This window comes from Haladaptatus sp. CMAA 1909, assembly GCF_043952005.1.
Lineage (GTDB): Archaea > Halobacteriota > Halobacteria > Halobacteriales > Haladaptataceae > Haladaptatus.
Genome location: NZ_JBIOAV010000001.1, coordinates 1,920,054 through 1,938,685, shown reverse-complemented (window position 1 = coordinate 1,938,685; position 18,632 = coordinate 1,920,054). Strand labels below are relative to the sequence as shown.

Genomic DNA, 18,632 nt, shown 5'->3' with positions numbered 1-18,632 from the left:
TCCCTTTCTCCTTCAGGAGAAACCTCTTATGGTTGTTTGCCATGCGGTCGCACATGACCAGTTTTCTCGCCGATCCAACCGATCAACGGTCGAACTGCGGCGTAGGGGTCGTAATGGACCTCGACGCCGACGCGGACCATGAAATCGTTGCCGATAGCCTCTCGGTGCTCGCCAACCTCGAACATCGCGGCACGACCGGCGCGGAGTCCAACACCGGAGACGGTGCGGGTATCCTCGTCCAACGCCCGGACTCGTTTTTCGCCGCGGAACTCGATACCGACCTCCCGGAGACGTACGCCGTCGGACAGGTGTTCTTCCCGCGCGATGCCGACGTTCGCGCCGAATTGGAGGAGACGGTCGAGGAAGTACTCGGGGCGGAGGGCATCCGCGTGTTCGACTGGCGCTCGGTTCCCACCGAGAACGACGACCTCGGCGAGACAGCACTCGAATCGGAACCCGTCGTCTCCCAGTGTTTCGTCCGGCCCGAGGAAGGGATGTCCGTCGAGGAGTTCGACAGGACGCTCTACGTCGCCCGCCGCGTACTCGAAAAGGAAATCGAGACGCGCGACGACGCGGACCGGTTCTACGTCTGCTCGCTCGACCGGAAAACCCTCGTCTACAAGGGGTTGCTGAAGGGTGACCAACTCGCGGGCTACTACCCGGACCTCCGCGACGAGCGCTTCGAGTCGTCGGTCGCCATGGTTCACGCGCGATTCTCCACGAACACGCTCGGCGCGTGGCACCTCGCACACCCCTACCGACGCGTCGTCCACAACGGCGAAATCAACACGATTCAGGGGAACGGCAACTGGATGGCCGCCCGCGAAACCGACCTCGAAAGCGAGCGCCTCGGCGACGATATCGACCGCATCACGCCGGTGACGACGCTCGACCAGAGCGATACGGCCGTCGTCGACAACGTCCTCGAACTGCTCATGCAGGACGGCCGCGAGTTGCCCCACGCGCTCCGCATGCTCCTTCCCGAGGCGTGGCGCGACCGCACCGACGGTGACCGTCGCGCGTGGTACGATTTCCACGCCTCGTTGATCGAACCGTGGGACGGCCCGGCGCTCGTCGCCGCGACGGACGGTGACCGCGTCGGTGCGGTCCTCGACCGGAACGGTCTGCGTCCCTGCCGGTACGACGTGACCGCGGACAACCGTCTCGTGATGGCCAGCGAAACCGGGGCGCTCGACCTCGACCCGAGCGACGTGGTCGAACGTGGTCGACTCAAGCCGGGACAACTGTTCCTCGCCGACCCCGAACGGGGTGGCATCGTCTCCGACGAGGAGGCGTTCGCCGACCTGACCGACGAGAAGTACGGCGAATGGGTCGAAGAGGAACAGATCCGACTCGAAGAGCAACCGGAAGCCACCTCGGTCCGCGGCGGTACCGGGGATTCGAGTGACTCGTCCGTCCCGCTCCGCGCCCGACAGGCCGCGTGGGGCTACACGCACGACGAACTCAGCGAACTCCTCGAACCGATGGCCAGCGCGGGCAAGGACCCCGTCGGCTCGATGGGCGACGACACGCCGCTGTCGGTTCTCTCCGACTTCGACCGCCCGCTCTTTTCCTACTTTAAACAGCTGTTCGCACAGGTGTCGAATCCCCCCATCGACTACATCCGCGAGGAGTTGGTGACGAGCCTCGAAACCCGACTCGGACGCCAGCACAACCTCCTCGGCGAGTCGCCCGCCCACGCGCGGCAACTCGTCCTCGATTCGCCCGTGCTGACCGACGAGGAGTTGGCCGGCGTGGTCGACGCCGACGTCCCGACCGAAGTCGTGGACATCACCTTCGACACCGACGTCGACCTCGAAGCGGCCGTCGAGCGGGTCCGTGACGACGCCCGAACCGCCGTGGAGTCGGGGGCCGAAATCGTCCTCCTCTCGGACAGAGGGATGGCGGAAGACAGGGTTCCGATTCCCTCGCTTCTCGCAACCGGGGCGGTTCATCACCACCTCGTGCGCGAAGGACTGCGGACCAGAACCGGCCTCATCGTGGAGTCGGGCGAACCCCGAACCGTCCACCATCTTTCCACCCTCGTCGGCTACGGCGCGGGTGCGGTCAACCCGTACCTCGCCTACCGGACCATCGGGGATTTGGTGGCCGGACCCGACGGCGCGGACGCGGAGGAAGCCATCGGCAAGTACGTCACGGCGCTGGAGAAGGGTCTGCTGAAGACGATGGCGAAGATGGGAATCTCGACCGTCGAGAGCTACCGCGGTGCCCAGATATTCGAAGCGGTCGGCCTGAACGGCGGGTTCGTCGACGAATACTTCGCCGGCACTGAGAACCGCACCGAAGGCATCGGTATCGACGACATCGAGGACGACGTACGCGAGCGCCACGAAACCGCGTTCGGCGAGGACCCCACCATCGACCGGAAGGGCGAGTACGAGTTCCGCTCGAACGGCATTCACCACCAGTGGAACCCGAAGACGGTCGGGGCGCTCCAGCGTGCCGTTCGCGGGAACGACGGCGAGGAGTACGAGGCGTTCGCCGAGGGGATCAACGACCAACAGGAGACGCTCCAGACGCTCCGTGGTTTGCTGGACTTCGACACCGACGCCCGCGAGTCGGTTCCCCTCGACGACGTCGAACCGGTCGAGGACATAATCGAACGCTTCTCCACGGCGGCCATGAGCCTCGGATCGCTCTCCCCGGAAATGCACGAGAACAACGCCATCGCCATGAACCGCATCGGCGGCAAGTCGAACACGGGCGAGGGCGGCGAACCGCCGGAACGGTTCGACACCGAGCGGGAATGCTCCGTGAAGCAGGTGGCGAGCGGACGGTTCGGCGTCACCAGTCGTTACATCCAATCCGCCGACGAAGTGCAGATAAAGATGGCCCAAGGGTCGAAGCCCGGAGAGGGCGGACACCTCCCCGGCAAGAAGGTGAACGAGATGATCGCGCACGTCCGGCACGCGACGCCGGGTGTCGGCCTCATCTCGCCGCCGCCGCAGCACGACATCTACAGCATCGAGGACCTGAAACAGCTCATCTACGACCTGAAGGCCGGAAGCGACGGGTCGGAGGTCAACGTAAAACTCGTCTCGGAGGCGGGCGTCGGCACCGTCGCGGCGGGCGTCGCCAAGGCCAAGGCCGACGTCGTACACATCTCCGGCCACTCCGGTGGAACCGGCGCGAGTCCGCGCACGTCCATCAAGAACGCGGGCCTGCCGTGGGAACTCGGCCTCGCCGAGGCGAACCAGATGCTCCACCGGACCGGGCTTCGCTCCCGCATCCGCGTCAGCGTCGACGGTGGCCTGAAGACCGGCCGCGACGTCGCCGTCGCGGCCCTGCTCGGCGCGGAGGAGTACTCGTTCGGGACGGCGAGTCTCGTCACGAGCGGTTGTGTGATGGCGCGTAACTGCCACGCCAACACCTGTCCGGTCGGCATCGCGACACAGAAAGAGGAGCTTCGGGCGCGGTTCCCCGGCGAACCGGAACACGTCATCAATTACATGGCGTTCATCGCGGAGGAACTCCGGGAGATAATGGCCGAACTCGGCTTCCGCACCGTCGAGGAGATGGTCGGCCACGTGGAATTGCTCCACCAGCGCGACACCGACCACCCGAAGGCGCGCAGCCTCGACCTTTCGAGCGTGCTCGCCGACCCCGTGGACGGCGGCAGTCGAACGAAGACGCGGGAACAGGACCACGAGTTGGACGACCACCTCGACCACGACCTGCTCGCCGCCGCACGCGGTGCGCTGGACGGGGAAGGATCGGTCAAAATCGAACGCGAAATCACGAACCGGCACCGTGCCGTGGGCGCGATGCTCTCCGGTCGCATCTCCGCGATTCACGGTGAGTCGGGACTCCCCGACGGAACGATCACCTGCCGATTCGACGGTGCCGCCGGACAGAGCTTCGGCGCGTTCTGCCAATCGGGGGTCGACATGTTCCTGACCGGCGCGGCGAACGACTACGTCGGAAAGGGACTCTCCGGCGGGCGACTCGTCGTCGAAACGCCGGACACCGCGGGATACGGTTCGGACGACGTCGTCGTCGGAAACGTCGCCCTGTACGGCGCGACGGAGGGCGAACTGTACGTCAACGGTGTGGCGGGCGAGCGCTTCGGCGTCCGTAACAGCGGCGCGAAAGCGGTCGTCGAAGGCGTCGGCGACCACGGATGCGAGTACATGACCGGCGGCGTCGCCGTCGTCCTCGGAGAAACCGGCGAGAACTTCGCCGCGGGAATGACGGGCGGCGTGGCCTACGTGCTGGACGAAGGCCAGGAACTCCGCGAGCGTGTGAACGGTGAAACCGTCTCGCTCTCGGCCGATTTGGACGCGCGCGACGAGGCGGTGGTTCGGCGGTTGGTCGAAAACCACGCCGCCGCGACGCGGAGCGAAAAAGCGCAGTCGCTGCTCGACGACTGGGAGTCAGTCTCCTTCGTGAAGGTCATGCCCGACGCGTACCGGCAGGCCATCGAGGAAGGACAGGAGGACGTTCGCACGTCGCCGCCCAGTCAGGTTCCGGCGGCCCGCCAGTCGTCCGGCTTTCGAGTACCGTCCGACGACTGAACGGAGAAGAGTCGGTTCGATTTTATAGGTAGGCCGCGTCCCACCGCGCCGCCTTCCGCTTGTTACCGCATTCGTTGCACTCGATGCGCTCCATGCTGTCCATGGCGTTGTCGAGCGTCTCGCAGTTCGAACAGAAGTACCCGTATCGATCCTCGCCGGCCTCGTCGTTGAACACCGCGAAGAACGGCGCTTTCGACCCGCGACTGCTCTCGGACCGGTTGATGTATCTCGTTTCCCCGCCGATTTCGCGGGATTCCAGTATCGGTTCGTCGCTCTCCGAGTAGATGTTCTCCGTGTACGTCTCGTCGGCGATTTCGGCCGTCCGCTCGCCGACCTTGGTGAAGCCGTGGTCCCGATAGAACTCGTTTCCATCCTCGTTTCCGGCGAGGACGAGTCCGGAGAGGTTTTCGACGTCCTTCTCTTCGAGTTTCTCCTTCGTCTGCCCGAGCAGCGTCGTGCCGGCGCCCTCACCGCGGTAGTCGGGGTGAACGTGCAACCAGAGGATGTTCCCCTCGGGGACGTCGGGAAGCACCTCGCTCTGCGTGAAGCCCACCACGTCTCCCCCGTCGAGCGCGACGAGGAACAGCGTGCCCCGACTCTGGAACTCCTCTTCCAAGTTCTCCTCCGAGTACCACTCCTCGATGGCGTGTTCGATCACGTCTTCGTCGAGAAAGTGGGCGTACGAAGCCGAAAGCGATTCCGCAGCGACGTCTTGAATTCCGGCGATGTCCTCGGTTCGCGCTTCGCGTACTTGCATACTTGGCTTACTCCGGGATGAACAATAAACATTCTACCGGCCGCCGTTTTCCACTTGTCTCTCCGTCCGCCGCCATTGTGTTTGATTTTTTGTATCGATAGCCTCCTTTCGTCCGTTCGAACGTTTCTCGTCGGTTCGTTCCCGACCAACCGTCCAGTTTTTCCGTTTCAACCGGTCATCGCCGGCCGGTCGTTCGGAGTCGCGCTTCTCCGCCTTCGGTAGCGTTTTCCGCCCGCCGCGCAATCGACTCGCCATGAACACGGCACTCGTCATCGGCGGGACGCGATTCATCGGTCGCCACCTCGTGACCGACCTGCTCGACAACGGCTACGACGTGACCATCTTCAACCGCGGGAATCACGACAACCCGTTCGCCGATACGGACGGCGTACGTCACTTCGAAGGCGACCGGACGAACGACAGCGCGCTTGAAGCGGCGCGCGACGAGGCGAACCCGGACATCGTCATCGATTGCGTGGCCTACGAACCCCGCGAGGTCCGCTCGGCTACCGAAATCTTCGCCGACGTGGACGGCTACGTGTACATCTCCAGCGGAAGCGCCTACGGCGTCGAGGAAATCCCCAAACGCGAGGACGACACCGAACTCTGTGACTGCACAGCCGAACAGGCCACGGACGAGTCGATGGCGTCCTACGGCCCGCGAAAGGCGGAGGGCGACCGAGCGATTTTCGAGGCCGCCGAACGCGGCGTCAACGCCACAAGCGTTCGACCCTGCATCGTGTACGGCCCCTACGACTACACCGAGCGACTGGACTTCTGGATAGACCGCGTGAACGAGTACGACCGCCTCGTCGTTCCCGGCGACGGCGACAGCCTCTGGCACCGCGCCTACGCCGAGGACGTGGCGAGCGCGCTCCGAATCGTCGCCGAGGAGGGCGAACCCGGCGAGGCCTACAACGTCGGCGACGAACTGTTGGTCACGTTGGACGAGATGCTCTCGCTCATCGCGGACGCCCTCGACACGGACGTCGAACTCGTCCACGCGGGCGAGCGCGAACTCTCCACGGCCGACCTCTCGACCGACGATTACATCCTCTACCGCGACTACCCGCACGTCCTCGATACGAACAAACTCGAATCGCTCGGCTGGGAGTCCACGCCGCTCGACGTGGCGATGGAACGGACCGTCGAGGAACACCTCGAAAGCGACCGAGACGGGAGCGAACACGACCAGGGCCGGGAGAACGAAGAGCGCGTTCTCGGCGTACTGGACACCATCTGAGGCGGTCGGAGTCGTTCGAAAAACGCACGGTGCCGCGCGCTACCGTTCTACATCATGCCGCCCATACCACCCATGCCGCCCATTTCGGGGGCACCTTCCTCCTCGTCGCTGCCGCCGAGGTCGCCCGCCGAAATCACGTCGTCGATGCGCAACAGGAGTTCGGCCACGTCCGTCGCGCTCTGGATGGCCTGCACCTTGACCCGGAGCGGTTCGACCACGCCCGCGTCGAGCATGTCCTCTATTTCGCCCGTTTCCGCGTCCAACCCGGCGTTTTCCTCTCCGGCGTCGTGACGGCTGCGGAGGTCGGTCATGCCGTCGATGGGACTGATACCCGCGTTCTCCGCTAGGGTACGCGGAACCGTCTCCATCGCGTCGGCGAACGCCTCGACGGCGAGTTGTTCTCGACCACCCACGCCGTCGGCGTACTCGCGGAGGGAGAGCGCGAGCGCGGTTTCGGGTGCGCCGCCGCCCGGTAGCACTCGTCCGTCGAGCAGGGCGACCCGGACGACCCCGAGGCTGTCGTGGACGGCCCGCTCGACCTCCGCGACGACGTGTTCGGTACCACCGCGGAGGAGGAGCGCGACGCTTCGCGGGTTGTCGCACTCCTCGACGAAAATCCGGGTGTCGCCCGCGACGTCCCGTTCCGCCACGAGTCCGGCGTGTCCGAGATCGTCGGGATCGATGTCGCCGAGGCTGGAAACGATACGTCCGCCCGTCGCCCGCGCGAGGTGGTTCATGTCGCTCTTTTTCGCGCGGCGGACGGCGAGAACGCCCTCCTGTGCGAGGAAGTGCTGTGCGAGGTCGTCGATACCCTTCTGACAGAAGACGACGTTCGCGCCGCTGTCCACGATTCGCTCGACCATCTCGCGGAGTTGTGCCTCCTCGCGGTCGAGGAAGCCCTGCAGTTGATCCGGGTCGGTGATGCTGACCGCCGCGTCCGCCTCCGTCTCCTGTACCTCGATGGGCGTGTCCACCAGCGCGATGGTGGCGTCTTCGACCTGCCACGGCATGTCGTCGTTCACGCGTTCCTTGTCCACGACGACGCCCTCCACGAGTTCCGAGTTCGAGATGGCTCCGCCGACGACAGTCTCGACGGTGACGTTCGAGAGGTCGATGTCGCCTTCGTCCTCGTCCCTGACCGCCCGAACCGCCCGCACGACGAGTTCCGAGAGCGCTTGCTTCGCCGCCTCGGCCCCCTTCCCCGTCATCGCCGTCTGTGCGATTTCGGTGAGCAGACCACTCTCCTCGACCGGATGGGCCGCCGATTCGAGCACGTCGGTCGCCTCCTCGCTCGCCAGTCGATAGCCCCGCGCGACCGTGGTCGGATGGACGCCCTGTTCGAGAAGTTCCTCCGCCCGCCGTAACAGGTCGCCCGCGACGATAACCGCCGTGGTCGTCCCGTCGCCGGTTTCCTCCTCCTGCGTCTCGGCGACTTCGACCATCATCGTCGCCGCCGGGTGCTCGATGTCCATCTTCGTGAGGATGGTCACACCGTCATTCGTGACGACGACGTCGCCCATCGAATCGACGAGCATCTTGTCCATTCCGCGCGGGCCGAGCGTGGTGCGGACTGCCTCCGCGACCGCCCGTCCGGCGGTGACGTTCATCTCCCGGGCGTCGCGCCCGCTGGTTCGCTGTGCCTCCTCCCCGAGTATCAGAACCGGTCCGGTCTGCATTCTGTCTGCCATGATACCCCCACACCCGGTACGTCAGCATCAGCAAAAGAACTAGTCCCGGGGACGAGCGGAAATCTTTCGACGCGACGTCGAAAGGACACGGCAACGCGGCAACGCGGCGACACGGTGATACGACGATACGAACGGACGACGAAACGCACATTGGCACGTCGTGTGAAGGGCGACCATGATCGGCAAACTCGACCCCGAAGACCTCGCGCTCGTCGTCTCCCGGACCGGGGCACGCGACGACGCGGTTTCCGTGGGTCCCGGCTACGGCGAGGACGCCGCCGCGATCGAGATCGGCGACGAAACGCTCGTCGTCAGTTCCGACCCGCTCTCGTTGGCCCGCGAACGACTCGGCACGTTGGCGGTCAACGTCGCCAGCAACGACGTGGCCTGCTCGGGGGCCGACCCGCGATGGCTGACGAACGTCGTGTTCCTCCCCGACGACGACCGGGAGACGCTCGACATCGTGACCCGGCAGATAGACGACGCGGCGACCGAACTCGACGTCGCCATCGTCGGCGGCCACTCCGAGTACGCGCCCGATCTCTCGCGGCCGATGGTGACGATGACGTGCATGGGACTCGCCGACGAGTTCGTCCCGACCGGCGGGGCCGAACCCGGCGACAGACTCGTCCTGACGAAGGGTGCCGGAATCGAGGGCACGGCCATCCTCGCCACCGACTTCCGCGCGGAGGTCGGCCCGGCGGCCGAACACGGCGAATCGTTCTTCGAGGAGATAAGCGTCGCCGAGGACGCCCGTCTCCTCCGCGAGTACGCCCACGCCATGCACGACCCGACGGAGGGCGGCGTGGTCACCGGCCTGCTGGAGATGGCGGAGGCCTCCGGCGTCCGCCTCGACGTCGGGCGCGACGACGTTCCGGTGCGGGACGTGACCCGCGAACTCTGTGAGACGATGGACGTGGATCCGCTCCGGATCTTCGGGTCCGGGGCGCTCCTCGCGTCGATTCCGGAGGACTCGGTCGACGACGCCCTCGACGCCGTTCGTGACGCCGGAATCTCAGCAACCGTCATCGGACGGGTCGTCGAAGGCGAGGGAACGCTGGCGCTGGACGGCGAGGAGATTTCCGACCCACCGCGGGACGATTTGTACCACCTCTGGGAGTAGGAGGACGATTACGAAATCGAGCGCTCGCCGACGCGCAGGTCCTCGTCCACGACGAGTTCGAGCGCGTCGCCGTCCAGCGTCACGCGAAGCGCGACTTCCCACGGATCCGTCGAGCGGACGGTGAGGTGGCGGTCGGTCACGGCGAAGTGAGATGACAATTTCGTAACTTTACCCGTCTTCAGCGAGCGCTTTAGTGGCCGTCCGCGGTACTTCCGTTCGAGATGGAACCCGATACTCACGTCGTGGCGCTGTGTGGTAGCCTACGCGACGAAAGCGGAACGCGGGTCGCCCTCGAAACCGCACTCGATGCGGCGAGTGCGGCCGGTGCGACGACCACGCTCGTCGACTTGCGCGCCCACGACCTCCCGTTAGTGGATTCGGACGAGGCTCCTCCCGAAGACGCCGAATCGCTTCGAGAAACGCTCCGGGACGCGGACGCGATTCTCCTCGGCACGCCGTTATACCACGGGTCGTACTCCTCGCCGCTGAAGACGGCGCTCGACTACTGTGGCCCCGAGGAGTTCGCGGACAAGACGGTGGGACTCCTCGCCGTGTCCGCCGACGGCTTTCCGACGCCCGCCCTCGAACACCTGCGCTCCGTCTGCCGCGCGCTGAACGCGTGGACGCTCCCCCTCGAAGTCGGCGTCCCCAACGCACGCTCGTCGTTCGCGGACGGCGAACTGACCGACCCGGCAACGGCGGAGTGCGTCTGCCGACTCGGCGAGCGACTCGTCCTTTTCGCCGGCGTGGAACGATATCCCGAAGTCGCCAGCGCGACTATCGAATCCGTCACCGGTTTCTGATTCGAGATGCACCACGAACGCTACTGCTCCCGAATCGGCCTCGACCCGAACGCGGTTCGGGACACCGACCTCGAAACGCTCACCCGACTTCAACGGGCGCACGTCACGACCGTCCCCTTCGAGAACGTCGCCATCACCGGCGACCCCTTCGGAAATCGGGACGGAAACGGCGTTTCGCTCGTCGCCGAAGACTGCTACGACAAAATCGTGGAGGGGCGACGCGGCGGTTTCTGTTTCGAACTCAACGGTCTCTTCGGGGACTTCCTCGCTGAACTCGGCTTCGACGTGGGTCGACGCGCTGCGATGATGGTCTCGGACGGCGAGGCCCGCCCGCCCGCGAACCACCTCACGAACGTCGTCACGCTCGACCGACCGTACATCGTGGACGTGGGAATGGGAATCCCGACGATGCGACGGCCGCTGCCGCTCGACGGTGAAACGAGGGCGGACGACGTCGGCGTCGAATGGCGAACCGTCGAAAGCACCCGGCCCGATTCGGACTACGCGACCCAGTTTCGACGCTCCTCGGACGACGAGTGGACGACCCGATACGTCTTCCGCGACGTGCCGAGGGAGCGGTCCTACTTCGCGGCGACCTGTGAGTACCTCGCCACCGCGCCCGAGTCGCCGTTTACCGGCGACCCCGTGGTCAGCATCGCGACCGATTCGGGACACGTGAAACTCCGCCCCGACACGCTGACGCGGCACGAAAACGGCGAGGAGCGCGAACGGTCGCTCTCGGAGGACGACTGGTACGCCGCGCTCGACTCGACGTTCGGTATCGCCTACCGCTGATGTGTCGGACTCTCTTACCCGATGACGCGCTTGATGTGTCTTCCGCTGACACGCTTCTCCTTTCTCTCGCTGCTGACGACGCCCCCAAACGCTAACCGACTCAGGACCGTTTCCGTGAGGGATGACGCTCGAAAGCCTCCTTTCTGACTTCCCCCGGCGCGATTGGGAATCCGTCTCCGAACCGGACGAACGCGTTCGATTCGCGCTCGTCGGCCTCGGCTGGTTCACGACCGAGATGGTAGTCCCCGCTCTTCGGGACAGCGACCGCTGTGAAATCGGGGCTCTCGTCAGCGGCTCCTCCGACAAGGCCGCGCGCCTCAGGGACGAAACCGGTGCGACCCGCGCATTGAATTACGAGGAATTTCACGAGGGAGCGGGAAGCGAGGAGTACGATGCGGTGTACGTCGCCACGCCGAACGCGACCCACCTCGAATTCGTGGAAACCGCCGCCGACCTCGGGAAAGCCGTGCTGTGTGAGAAACCGATGGAGGTCTCGGTGACGCGGGCGGAGCGGTTGGTGGCGGTCTGTGACGAGGCCGGGGTCCCGCTGATGGTCGGCTATCGGATGCACACGAATCCCGCCGTGCGTCGGATGCGCGAACTCGTGCGCGAGGGGTTCGTCGGCGAACCCGCGCTGGTCGAGGGGTCGATGTGCCAGAACGTCTTCGAGCAGATATCGCCCGACCCGAACCAGTGGCGACTCGACGCCGACCTCGCGGGCGGGTCCGCGCTCATCGACCTCGGTATCTATCCGCTAAACACCGCTCGGTTCGTCCTCGACGCGGATCCGGTGAGCGCACAGGGGACGACCCGCAGCCCGCACGAGCATTTCGGCGAGGTGGACCAGCACGTCTCGTTCGAAGTCGCGTTCGATAACGGCGTCACCGCGGCCTGCGTCGCCAGCCAGTACGCTCAGATGGGAAGTTCGTTTTCGGTCACGGGAACCGAAGGGAGACTGACCCTCTCGCCGGCGTTCTTCGGCGAGGCGGGATTGACGGCCGAACGCGGCGACGTGGAAGTCGCGTTTTCCGTTACGGCCGTGGACGAGGAACGGGAGGAGTTCGACTACTTCGCGGACCGTCTCCTCTCGGGGCGGGACCCGGAACCCGACGGGAACCACGGACTGATCGATATGCGGGCCGTGGAGGCCATCTACGAGTCGGCGGAGACCGGAGAGCGCGTGGCGGTCGAACGATGACCGCGTAAATGTGGTCACGAAGTGGTCGGGACGACGGAGTGGCGACTCCGGGGGATGTGCGGCGGAAAAACGGTGGACGACAGGAAGCGACGAATCGGATCGGATTCCGGTTCGATGTGGACATAATACCATGGACGCTCACGGCCGTCCACCCGCGGCTGAACTATTTACTCGGCAAAGAATAAATGTTTTGAACTCCGGGGTGCAAGGGGCTGTCATGCACGCAGTCGCACTCAAGCGCGGCGCGAGTGCTCCCGAAGTCATCGACAAACCACGCCCGGAACCGGATTCCGGCGAGGTTCTGGTGCGGACACTCCGAGTAGGCATCGACGGAACCGATTACGAGGTCATCGCCGGGCACCACGGCGGGTTTCCCGCGGACGACGATCACCTCGTCCTCGGTCACGAGGCGGTCGGCGTCGTGGAAGACCCGAACGGCACCGCGTTCAAGGAAGGCGATGTGGTCGTCCCGACCGTTCGTCGCCCGCTTCCCGACGGCCCGACGGAGTACTTCGAGCGCGGCGAACCCGACATGGCACCGCCGGACGACGTCGTCGAGTGCGGCATCACCGGCGGGCACGGCTTCATGAGCGACTACTTCACCCGTTCGGCGGAGTTCCTGTTACCCATCCCGGACGAACTCGCCAACTGGGGCTTTCTGGTCGAACCCATCAGCATCGCCGAGAAGGCTATCGAACACGCCTACGCTTCTCGCTCAGCGTTCGACTGGAACCCACGGAGCGCGCTCGTCCTCGGCAACGGGTCGCTCGGCCTCCTCACGCTGGCGATGCTCGGCGACTCCTTCGATCGACTCTACTGTCTCGGCCGCCGCGACAGACCGGATCGAACCATCGACATCATGGAGGAGTTGGGTGCGACGTACATCGACTCGCGCGAGACGCCCGTCTCGGCGATTCCCGACGCGTACGAGCCGATGGATTTCGTCTTCGAGGCGACGGGCTACGCTCCGCACGCCTTCGAGAGCATCGAGGCGCTCGCCCCGAACGGCGTCGCGGCGCTCCTCGGCGTTCCCGACTCGTGGTCCTTCGAGGTGGACGGCGGGGCGCTCCACCGCGAACTCGTGATGCACAACAAGGCGCTCGTCGCGAGCGTCAACTCCGGTTATCGACACTTCGAGGCCGCCACGGAGACGCTCGCTTCGCTTCCGGAGTGGCTCTTGGACGACCTCGTGACCGGCATCTACGATTCATCGAACCTCACGGACGCATTTGCGGACGACGAAACGACAATAAAGGCCGCGGTGAAATTCTACGAGTATGAAGAACGTTGACGACCTCATCGAGAGCGCGGCCGAGTTAGCCGAGCGCGGTCTCTCGAAGGGTGAAATCGCTGACGAACTGAACGTCTCGCGCGAGACGGCGAGTTGGCTGGTCGAACGGAGCGGGAGCGCGCCGTCCCCCGAACCGGCGAGCGGCACGCAGGACATCCACGTCGATTGGAGCGCCATCGGCCGCGACAGCACCCGCCTCTCACACGTCGGGGCGGCGATGGCGGACATGCTGTCGAAACACGGCGAGGAAGTCGACCTGACCATCGGCATCGAGAAGGCCGGCGCGCCGCTCGCGACGACGGTGGCCCGCGAACTCGAAACCGACCTCGGTACCTACGCGCCGCGGAAACACCAGTGGGAGGAAGGCGATATCGACGAGTACGGCGGCACCTTCTCGCGCAACTTCGCGCAGATTCGGGACCGCGAGTGCTACGTCGTGGACGACACCATCACCAGCGGGACGACGATGACCGAGACCATCGAGGCCATCAAGGACCGCGGCGGCGACCCGGTCGCCTGCATCGTCCTCGCCGACAAGCGCGGCATCGAGGAGTTGGACGGCGTCCCCGTCTACTCGCTGGTGCAGGTCATCGGCGTCGGAAGCGACGAGTAGCGCGGCGGACACCACTCCGCTTTCGACAGACGATAGCCCGATATCGCCCGTCCACGGCACGTCGTGACGCGGGCGCAACTTCTTTGCGGCGTGGGTGCCTACGCAAACGTATGACCTTCACACCCGGCGAGGAGTTATCCGCCGAGGAAGTCGAGGAACGGGTTGATTCGGCAATCGCGGACGAGGACGTGGTACTATTCATGAAGGGAACGCGGATCATGCCGCAGTGTGGGTTCTCCATGCGCGCGGTCGAACTCCTCGACAAACATCGCGGCGAGGACTTCGAGACGGTGAACGTGCTCGATAACTTGGATGCCTACCGCGAGGCGCTGTCGGGCCACAGCGGATGGGAAACCATTCCACAGACGTACGTGGACGGCGAATTCATCGGTGGGAGCGACATCCTCGCGGAGATGGAAGAACGAGATGAACTCGAATCGACACTTCGAGCGGACTGATATCAGTCCGCGGGTTGCACACGCAACGCAAAGAGTAGACCCTATAAGTGCGGGGCGCGTATACAAATACGTACCGCCGACGGGAGACGGAACCCACGACTACAAATGAGCCAGGTATACCGACTACATTCGACGCTCGAATTGCCGCTTGAAACCGTTTACGACTACTTCGAAAGCGACCCAGACCTACCGGATGGAATCGACAGCGTCGATATCACCCGCCGGAACAACACCCTCATAATCAGCGCAGTCTCGACGGACGAAAGCATCAGCAAGTACACGCCGACCGCGCAGCTCAAGGCGAGCGTCTCCGAGACGCGCGTCTTTACCGAGGAGGAAGAGGCACGACGAAACGCGCCTCGTTGGGGAACGCCGGAGGAAGAAGAGGAGGAAGAACCGACGGGTGAACTCATCGAGATGGCCGCGTTCAAGGGTGATCGCGAGACGGTGCTCCAAAACACCGCGGTCCAGTATCCGATGTTCGAGGTGCTCTGCACTATCGCGCGAAAGGCCGAAAAGGGGACGCTGACCGCCATCTCGGAGGTCGGCGGCGACCTCGAAGCCACCCGAATCGTCGACGGCGACGACCGGCCGGCGTCCATCGAAGTCGTCGAAGGGCCGAGCAGTGAAAGCTCGTCGTCCAGCGGCGTGAACTGGCGCGACAACAAGTTCATCAGCTAAATCGTCGCCCTCTCCCCGTTCGGTATCCCTCCATACACGTCCCTGTGGCGTGAAATCGCATGAATCAGCCGTTCGATTTTTATCCGTGTCTCTCCATTGTAGAGCCACCGCTCCAAAACGAGACGTATCAGGGTAATTATTTTAAACGGTTCCTCACGACGAGCCGAAAAGCACTTTAGCGACCTAATTATATGTAATTACACGTCATGGCAAACGACTTCCCCGACTATCTCGACGTGGATTACACGGACGGCGAAGGCGAGAACCCCGAGGATTATCCCTCTCTCGAAGACAAAATCGAGAAGGCGATAGACGTCACCCGCAAGGGTCTCGAAGAGTACGAAAACCCGGCGGTCATGTGGACCGGCGGCAAGGACTCGACGCTCACGCTGTACTTCATCAAGGAAGTCGCGGAGCGCTACGACCTCGAAGTCCCGCCGGCGGTGTTCATCGACCACTACCAGCACTTCCAGGAGATCCACGACTTCGTGGAGTACTGGGCCGACGAGTGGGACCTCGACGTCATCTACGCCCGCAACGAGGACGTGGGTGGCTACGTCGACGAACATGACCTCGAACCCGGCGACGACATCGAAATCGGCGCGCTCTCGGAGCACAACCAGCACCACGTTCGTGACCTCCTCGAATACGAGGACGACACGTTCCCGTTCCTCCTCGACACGTACGTGGGCAACCACCTGCTGAAGACCGTCGCGCTCAACGACGCGCTCGAAGAGTACGACGTGGACGGCGTCATCTCGGGCGTCCGCTGGGACGAACAGGAAGCCCGCGCCGACGAGACGTTCTTCAGCCCGCGCCACGACCCCGAAATCTACCCGCCGCACGACCGGGTTCAACCCATCCTCCACTTCGACGAACCCGCGGTCTGGGACGCGTTCTGGTACTTCGTCGTCCCGGACACCGTGGAGGGCTACCCCGACGACGGCTACGTCCCGCAGGGATTCGACGACCTACCGAACGACCTCTCGCAGGACGACATCCCCGTCTCGCCCAAGTACTTCGAAGGGTTCCGCTCGCTCGGCAGCGAGATCAGCACCGAGAAGAGCGACCAGGAACCGGCGTGGTTGCAGGACATGGAGAACACCACCGAGCGCGCAGGCCGCGCCCAGGACAAAGAGGACCTGATGGAACGCCTGCGTGACCTCGGTTACATGTAAGAACCAGCTTTTTCTGCGGTCGGGAGCCGAAACCGGCGTCACCGCGACGCCGGTTTCGGCCTACCTCCCTGGAAAAAGCTGGACCAAAAACGCTCCTCCCTTATTTCGACGAACGACGCGCGGCGCGCGTCGTTCGTCTCCATTCAGTCGTCGGCCCGGAAAATCGGAGATTTTCCGGAAGTTATGCTAGCGACGGGTGGCTGTTTCGGTTGCTGATTCCGACGATTACGCCACCGGCCTATCGCTTACGGCTCACGTCCGTTTGCCGTTCGCTGGCTCGGATTCGTTTCGACGGAGAGCCGCGTCAAACGATACCGTTTCACAAAAACCGCTTTCCGTCTCCTTCCTCCATCGACGTATCGAATGACGAACGACCCGCGGAACCGCATCGACCCCGCGAACTACTACGACCGACTCGGCGAGGGGGAGTGGGAGCGCCTCGAAGAGTCGTTCAAGAACGCCCTCGAATTCGAGAACACGACCGACTACCTCGACCGGTTCCTACCCGAATCGGGCCATGTCCTCGACGCTGGCGGGGCCGCGGGACGGTACTCGATTTGGCTGGCGGAGAAGGGATACGACGTGACTCTCCTCGACCTCTCGGCCGAACAGGTCGCCATCGCGGAGCGGCGCGTCGCACAACGCGGCCTCGAATCCCGCGTCACCGTCCAACGGGGGGACATCCGAGCGTTGCCGTTTTCGGAAGATTGGTTCGACGCCGCGCTCTGTCTCGGCGGCCCGCTTTCGCACGTCATCGACGCCGAGGAGCGCGACGCGGCGGTTCGAGAACTCCATCGGGTCAGCAACCCCGACGCGCCCGTCTTCGTCTCCGTGATGGGGTTTGTCGCCGTCGTCCAGAACCTCATCAAGAGCGCACCTCACTTCGGGGCGGGAGTCCGACAGCTCCCGGACGTGGTCGAATCGCGGAACTACTCGCCGGAACTGATCGAAAACCACGGCATCGACGACCCGTCCTTCGTCGAGTGTCACTTCTTCCGGAGCGACGAATTCCGCCGTCTCCTCGAAGACCACGGAATCGCCGTCGAAGTCGTTGTCGGACTCGAAGGCCCGGCCTCGAACTTCGGAGCGAACCTCGAAGAAATCGACGAGGAGGCACAGGAAACCGTCGCGGACGTCGTTCGGACGCTTCGGGAGGACCCGACGATTGCCGACCTGTCGAACCACATCCTCGCGGTCGGACGGGTCGAGTGAATCGGTTCGGGTTCGCTATCGCATCGCCCGATACTCGCCGTGTTTCACGCCGAGGAAGAGCGTGAGCACGCCGAACACCGCCAATCCGCCGAGAACCATCATCACCGTGCTGGACGACATCGGACTCATGAACGTTCCGACCGCGATGATCGCGAACAGGACGAGAAATCCGACCGCCGTTGTAGTCGTGTTGAACTCCATGTCGCACAGTTCGCCGAGCGGAGGAAAAGCGTTATGCCGATTTCGGGCGCATGAGATTCGCCAGCGTGACTAAGAACCCGAGGACCCAACCGACCGGCACGGCGATGCCGAACCACATGCCGACGTAGGCGAGTCCCTCGAGGTCGAAGCGCGCCCGCAGTATCTCGTCGATGCCGCGGTAAGTGAGGACGTTGTTCAGCAACCACACCGCGAGATTCGTGCTGTTGGGGAAGATCACGCTCGAGAGCGTCGGCGAGTACAGCGCCGCGACGACCGGCGGCAGGAAGATGGCCGTCATGCCGGACGGGTAGGCGAACAGCACCGTCGTTATTCGGCCGCCGTATCGACTCGTCAGATAGGAAAACGCCGCCGCGACCGTCGCCACGCCACCGGCGGCGGCGACGGCGTAGAACCCTTCCGTCGAGAAACGATACCGCGCCACCGCGGCCAACCCGCCCCACACGACGGCCGAGAGCAAGACGACGCCGAGTACGCCGAGGCTCGCCGCCGTTCGGTCGATTTTGCTCGTGTAGTAGCGCACCGCGAAGCCGAACAGGACGAACGGATAGAGCAGGGCGACGACGAGCGTTCCGACCACGCTCCAGACGCTGTAGGCGACTTTCCCCGTCGTGCTCTGTGGTTTCCACTTTCCGAGGACCGAGTGGGCCTGCTGTCTCTGTCGCGGGAAGAACAGTCCCATCCATCCGGTGTGTAACTGTGCGATGTCGTATCGTACTGCGTCGGTGAGTCCTCCCTGACTCGTCCCGCGTGCCATACTGTGGCTCCATTCGGCGAACCGATATGAACGTTATCCTTATGGGTCCGAAAATAAACCGGTTTTGTGTTTGATATCTTC

Annotated in this window: 18 protein-coding genes; 12 read left to right on the top strand and 6 right to left on the bottom strand. The window is 64.3% G+C overall.

Translation table 11 applies throughout. The features are described 5' to 3' along the window. The first annotated feature begins 53 nt into the window (after positions 1-53). The gene (gene gltB, locus ACGYLY_RS10630; protein ID WP_395281659.1) at positions 54-4,535 is read left to right on the top strand and encodes a glutamate synthase large subunit; all 4,482 of its coding nucleotides are present in this window, start codon (positions 54-56) and stop codon (positions 4,533-4,535) included. Between the two features lie 22 nt (positions 4,536-4,557). Here gltB and ACGYLY_RS10625 read toward each other — a convergent pair whose 3' ends face one another. Next, positions 4,558-5,292: a GNAT family N-acetyltransferase gene (locus ACGYLY_RS10625; protein ID WP_395281660.1), complete on the bottom strand. Its 735-nt coding sequence runs from the start codon at positions 5,290-5,292 to the stop codon at positions 4,558-4,560. A 33-nt stretch (positions 5,293-5,325) separates the two neighbouring features. Next, positions 5,326-5,547: a hypothetical protein gene (locus ACGYLY_RS10620; protein ID WP_395281661.1), complete on the bottom strand. Its 222-nt coding sequence runs from the start codon at positions 5,545-5,547 to the stop codon at positions 5,326-5,328. On the opposite strand from ACGYLY_RS10620, the gene ACGYLY_RS10615 reads away from it, so the two are divergent. Then, positions 5,546-6,535 carry an NAD-dependent epimerase/dehydratase family protein gene (locus ACGYLY_RS10615; RefSeq protein WP_395281662.1) on the top strand — a complete coding sequence of 330 codons (990 nt, stop codon included), beginning with the start codon at positions 5,546-5,548 and terminating at the stop codon, positions 6,533-6,535. The genes ACGYLY_RS10620 and ACGYLY_RS10615 overlap by 2 nt on opposite strands. A gap of 47 nt (positions 6,536-6,582) precedes the next feature. On the opposite strand, the gene thsA is transcribed toward ACGYLY_RS10615, so the two are convergent. Continuing rightward, entirely contained in the window at positions 6,583-8,211 is a 1,629-nt protein-coding gene (thsA, locus tag ACGYLY_RS10610; protein ID WP_395284120.1) for a thermosome subunit alpha, read from the bottom strand. 187 nt (positions 8,212-8,398) lie between these two features. On the opposite strand from thsA, the gene ACGYLY_RS10605 reads away from it, so the two are divergent. Then, on the top strand, positions 8,399-9,346 hold the full coding sequence (locus tag ACGYLY_RS10605) for an AIR synthase family protein (protein WP_395281664.1): 948 nt from the start codon (positions 8,399-8,401) through the stop codon (positions 9,344-9,346). Positions 9,347-9,354: 8 nt separating this feature from the next. On the opposite strand, the gene ACGYLY_RS10600 is transcribed toward ACGYLY_RS10605, so the two are convergent. Next, on the bottom strand, positions 9,355-9,486 hold the full coding sequence (locus tag ACGYLY_RS10600; RefSeq protein WP_395291142.1) for a hypothetical protein: 132 nt from the start codon (positions 9,484-9,486) through the stop codon (positions 9,355-9,357). A gap of 81 nt (positions 9,487-9,567) precedes the next feature. Between ACGYLY_RS10600 and ACGYLY_RS10595 the strand changes: the two genes are divergently transcribed. From ACGYLY_RS10595 to ACGYLY_RS10555, 9 genes are all read left to right on the top strand, one after another. After that, positions 9,568-10,149 (top strand): NADPH-dependent FMN reductase, encoded by a 582-nt coding sequence (locus ACGYLY_RS10595; RefSeq protein ID WP_231184463.1) that lies wholly within the window; start codon positions 9,568-9,570, stop codon positions 10,147-10,149. Between the two features lie 6 nt (positions 10,150-10,155). Beyond that, complete coding sequence (locus tag ACGYLY_RS10590; RefSeq protein WP_395281666.1) at positions 10,156-10,944, top strand: arylamine N-acetyltransferase; 789 nt, start codon at positions 10,156-10,158, stop codon at positions 10,942-10,944. Positions 10,945-11,065: 121 nt separating this feature from the next. Next, entirely contained in the window at positions 11,066-12,142 is a 1,077-nt protein-coding gene (gene gfo6 / locus ACGYLY_RS10585) for a D-xylose 1-dehydrogenase Gfo6 (protein WP_395281667.1), read from the top strand. Positions 12,143-12,359: 217 nt separating this feature from the next. Further along, a complete protein-coding gene (locus ACGYLY_RS10580; RefSeq protein ID WP_395281668.1) occupies positions 12,360-13,433 on the top strand; it encodes a glucose 1-dehydrogenase in 1,074 nt (357 codons plus the stop codon). Continuing rightward, complete coding sequence (gene gfcR, locus ACGYLY_RS10575; protein WP_395281669.1) at positions 13,420-14,046, top strand: transcriptional regulator GfcR; 627 nt, start codon at positions 13,420-13,422, stop codon at positions 14,044-14,046. The genes ACGYLY_RS10580 and gfcR overlap by 14 nt, the downstream gene beginning before the upstream one ends. 110 nt (positions 14,047-14,156) lie before the next feature. Then, a complete protein-coding gene (locus ACGYLY_RS10570) occupies positions 14,157-14,504 on the top strand; it encodes a glutaredoxin family protein (protein ID WP_395281670.1) in 348 nt (115 codons plus the stop codon). A 105-nt stretch (positions 14,505-14,609) separates the two neighbouring features. Next, on the top strand, positions 14,610-15,185 hold the full coding sequence (locus ACGYLY_RS10565) for a hypothetical protein (protein ID WP_231184455.1): 576 nt from the start codon (positions 14,610-14,612) through the stop codon (positions 15,183-15,185). Positions 15,186-15,391: 206 nt separating this feature from the next. Continuing rightward, positions 15,392-16,363, top strand: coding sequence for a phosphoadenosine phosphosulfate reductase family protein (locus tag ACGYLY_RS10560; protein WP_231184453.1), 972 nt, complete (start codon positions 15,392-15,394; stop codon positions 16,361-16,363). 363 nt (positions 16,364-16,726) lie between these two features. Next, positions 16,727-17,575 carry a class I SAM-dependent methyltransferase gene (locus ACGYLY_RS10555; RefSeq protein WP_395281671.1) on the top strand — a complete coding sequence of 283 codons (849 nt, stop codon included), beginning with the start codon at positions 16,727-16,729 and terminating at the stop codon, positions 17,573-17,575. 15 nt (positions 17,576-17,590) lie between these two features. On the opposite strand, the gene ACGYLY_RS10550 is transcribed toward ACGYLY_RS10555, so the two are convergent. Further along, positions 17,591-17,776: a hypothetical protein gene (locus ACGYLY_RS10550; RefSeq protein ID WP_395281672.1), complete on the bottom strand. Its 186-nt coding sequence runs from the start codon at positions 17,774-17,776 to the stop codon at positions 17,591-17,593. Positions 17,777-17,807: 31 nt separating this feature from the next. Beyond that, positions 17,808-18,551, bottom strand: a complete 744-nt coding sequence (locus ACGYLY_RS10545; RefSeq protein ID WP_395281673.1) for a hypothetical protein — start codon at positions 18,549-18,551, stop codon at positions 17,808-17,810. Positions 18,552-18,632: the final 81 nt, after the last annotated feature.